We start from the raw sequence: 2,595 nt of genomic DNA on the forward strand, positions 1-2,595 counted from the left end.
CTAATCCTGTTCGCTCCCCACGCTTTCGTCCATCAGTGTCAGTATATTATTAGTAATCTGCCTTCGCAATTGGTATTCTATGTAATATCTATGCATTTCACCGCTACACTACATATTCTAACTACTTCATAATAACTCAAGATAACCAGTATCAAAGGCAATTCTACAGTTGAGCTGCAGGATTTCACCTCTGACTTAATTATCCACCTACGGACCCTTTAAACCCAATGATTCCGGATAACGCTTGGATCCTCCGTATTACCGCGGCTGCTGGCACGGAGTTAGCCGATCCTTATTCTTACAGTACCGTCAAGATCTCACACGTGAGATGGTTTCTTCCTGTATAAAAGCAGTTTACAACCCATAGGGCAGTCATCCTGCACGCGGCATGGCTGGATCAGAGTTGCCTCCATTGTCCAATATTCCTCACTGCTGCCTCCCGTAGGAGTCTGGTCCGTGTCTCAGTACCAGTGTGGGGGATCCCCCTCTCAGGGCCCCTACCTATCGTTGCCATGGTGTGCCGTTACCACACCATCTAGCTAATAGGACGCATAGTCATCTCTTACCGTAATCTTTAATATAAAACTGATGCCAGTCTTATATACTATAAGGTCTTAATCCAAATTTCTCTGGGCTATCCCTTAGTAAGAGGTAGATTCTATACGCGTTACGCACCCGTTCGCCGGTCGTCATCTGTGCAAGCACAATGTTACCCCTCGACTTGCATGTGTTAAGCCTGCCGCTAGCGTTCATCCTGAGCCAGGATCAAACTCTTCATCGTTAAATTTTAAAGTCTTTCGACTAATATGCTTAACAATTAAAGAAATATCTAGTACTCTAAAATGGCTTATTCTCTTGTTTGAACTTAATCGTTTCCAATTAAATTCGTACGCTGTCAATTCAATATGTTTATGAACTTTTTTCTCTGTCTCTTAAGATGTTATTTCCTTAAGCGGGTGCAAATATAATTCGCTTTTTTAAATCCCACAAGCTTTATTTGAAAAGATTTGACTCTTTTCTATTCCACTGTCATAATAACTCTCTGAACGTTTCCCTAACAACTAAATAACCTGTTATAGTTACGTCGTTTTCGGGGTGCAAATATACAAGCCTTTTTGGTTCCCACAACCCTTTTGGTAATCTTTTTTTAATTTAAACGTAACATCTATCTTTAAGCCTTTATGCTTAGCAGGTTACAGTAAGTATAAAAACTTTAAATAAGTTATAGTAGTATGAAAACAAACCCTATTTAGTGTCCTACTGCAAAATCCTCTTTATAATATAACTCCTGGAACAGTGAATTACGTCCCTATTAATCTTGAATACTGTTATATTTAATGAGCTTTTTTTCGAAATAATATTATTCCTGTAAGACTATTATACTAAAAAAGATCTAGCAGCTTAAGTAAAACTCCCGTATTACAATATTCTCATTAGGGATTAGTTGTTTTTAATAGCCTTATTAATTTATTCTGGTATCTAAGAGTAACAACTTTTACCACAAAACATAATCCAAGTAGACTAGATCCTGAAAAAAAATAATTAGAAAATATCTAATAATCTTGATACATGTGCAGATCCATACAATCACCAAAGACAATAATCGTTTTACACTCTCAAACTATAGTCAAAATATACCAATACGTATTATGTATTAGATTTTAGATTTTGTTTTTGTGTTTTGTGTTTTGTGTTTTGTGTTTTGTGTTTTGTGTTTTGTGTTTTGTGTTTATACAATAAAATTTATAGAAATTAATTTACATTTCACCTACGAACGAATCCTAATGTCTTAATAGAATAGATAACAAATAGCTCTGAATTTAGATTTTAGATTTTAGAGGTTTATACCTCCAGTGTCTTTGTCCTAAAATATCATTTCAATATAAACACGAATATAACAAGGTCTAATCTTTGGGTAATTCCACACGAAAAACTAAAACTATATTAAAATTATTACTAGTCTTAATATTCTTTACTATATAATGGAATCTACTACAATACGAATAACTATCAATTATAAAAAACACATAGTACTTATAGTCTAATATAATTTAAAGATCTAGTTTGAAGGGGTTCTAATTTGAATATAAGATTCTAGACAATTTATAATGTACTTAATAATGAATGAAAACAGTATCGTCTACAAATAAACAGTATTGAGTGTAGTCTGATTAAACAGCATTTATTAAGAAACATCTACCAAATGGTACATACTTTAATAATAAAAGATCAGATTTATAGTTTTTAAAATTTGAATATTAGATATCACTTTTGGTAAATTTAATATAATGTATAACCTACTTTAAGGTAATAGATCATAATTATAGGTTTTCAAATTTGAACATAACATTCTAACGTATTGAATTAACCCTTTTCTCTAATATCTTCTGAGCTTTACTTTCTACTTAGTGCCTACTTTAAGGAAAAAGATGATGTGTGAATACTTTCTTATATCCCTTTTTAACTTACCCTTTTCTCTACTAACTTTTGCTTTCTAGTTATTTGCTTTTTATTAATAGCTTTTAAGTTATGGTCTATATCATCTAGTTCCTTTTGCCTTATGTCTATTTACTTCAGCCTTTTTACCTAGTAATT

General features: G+C 32.8%; 1 rRNA gene (cut by a window edge). It reads right to left on the minus strand.

Annotation, left to right across the window (positions count from 1 at the left end):
* Nucleotides 1-781, minus strand: a 16S ribosomal RNA gene (locus H0I26_RS19595); it reaches 737 nt to the left of the window's first position.
* Between the last annotated feature and the right edge of the window lie 1,814 nt (nucleotides 782-2,595).

Origin of the sequence: Olleya sp. HaHaR_3_96 (assembly GCF_019278545.1) — a bacterium.
Taxonomy (GTDB): domain Bacteria; phylum Bacteroidota; class Bacteroidia; order Flavobacteriales; family Flavobacteriaceae; genus Olleya.